Origin of the sequence: Escherichia sp. 94.0001 (assembly GCF_013369155.2) — a bacterium.
GTDB lineage: Bacteria > Pseudomonadota > Gammaproteobacteria > Enterobacterales > Enterobacteriaceae > Escherichia > Escherichia coli_F.
This window is the reverse complement of the sequence record NZ_JABWMS020000260.1, coordinates 1-370: the sequence shown is the minus strand read 5'-3', so window position 1 is coordinate 370 and position 370 is coordinate 1. Positions and strand designations below refer to the sequence as shown.

Genomic DNA, 370 nt, shown 5'->3' with positions numbered 1-370 from the left:
GCAAAAACTGATCCCGAGTCAGGCTGATTTTTAATGTTCAACCGTCGCCAGTTGTAGTTGCTATTCTGCAACTGGCGCATTCCGGAGTGATGGCCATGAGCGAACAGTACCTGATAACGCTCGAGGAGTGGAAACCAAAACGGTTCAGTCTCCCAATAACAAACACTACCCTAGTTAAATACGGAAAACTTGGATACATAGTACCAAGGCCGCAAAAAATTCGTGGTCGCTGGTTAATAGATCGCCGTGCAGTATTTGTTGGGCCTGGTGAAACGGGAATTGCGCCGGAAATTCATACTGGCGATGATGACGCATTGAAGGAGATTTTAACTCATGTCACCGAGGCCACGAAAAAACAGCACTGACGTAG

At 47.0% G+C, this 370-nt stretch carries 1 protein-coding gene; it reads left to right on the top strand.

What is annotated here, in order from left to right; genetic code table 11:
* The first annotated feature begins 95 nt into the window (after nucleotides 1-95).
* Nucleotides 96-365 (top strand): excisionase, encoded by a 270-nt coding sequence (locus tag HEN33_RS25600; RefSeq protein ID WP_096857746.1) that lies wholly within the window; start codon nucleotides 96-98, stop codon nucleotides 363-365.
* The last annotated feature ends 5 nt before the right edge of the window (nucleotides 366-370 follow it).

Bases quoted from the DNA above. Each gene is read 5' to 3' on its own strand.
- HEN33_RS25600 (WP_096857746.1), top strand. From the start codon at position 96: ATGAGCGAACAGTACCTGATAACGCTCGAGGAGTGGAAACCAAAACGG.